The organism is Anaerotignum faecicola, from assembly GCA_024460105.1.
Taxonomy (GTDB): Bacteria; Bacillota; Clostridia; order Lachnospirales; family Anaerotignaceae; genus JANFXS01.
Window position 1 is genome coordinate 1 of the sequence record JANFXS010000254.1, and the last position, 461, is coordinate 461.

Annotated in this window: 2 protein-coding genes; both read left to right on the forward strand. The window is 45.3% G+C overall.

What is annotated here, in order from left to right; genetic code table 11:
• A partial coding sequence (locus tag NE664_13820; protein ID MCQ4727711.1) for an ROK family protein occupies window positions 1-240 on the forward strand: 240 nt, incomplete at its 5' end.
• Window positions 241-275: 35 nt separating this feature from the next.
• The coding region (locus tag NE664_13825) for a hypothetical protein (GenBank protein MCQ4727712.1) at window positions 276-461 on the forward strand (186 nt) is incomplete at its 3' end.

The following is a 461-nucleotide window of genomic DNA, read 5'->3' on the forward strand; positions in this document are numbered from 1 at the left end:
CTTGTTATGGAAAAGAAGGGATATGCGCTCGGCCTGGGTTTAAGCCATGCCTGTGAAATATGCGATCCGGAAGTTTATATAATAGGCGGGGGCGTGTCGAAAGCGGGAGATTTTATACTCGGATTTATAGAAAAATACTATAAGGAATATTCATTCCATGCGGTCAGGAACGCCAAATTTAAAATAGCGTCGCTGGGCAATGATGCGGGCATATACGGCGCGGCCGTCCTTCTGCTTTAATTTTTATATACGAAAGACTGACAAATGGAGGGAATATGGCTGAGATAATAAAAAAACCATTTGGAACAACGCCTGATGGAAAGGCGGTAGATTTGTACAGGCTTACCGATAAGAACGGTTTTTCCGTTGAATTAATAACATACGGCGGAGCGGTAAGGAGTATCGTCATTCCCCAAAGCCACGTCTACGCTTCCGCCGCTAACGGGAACGGCGATACTCCT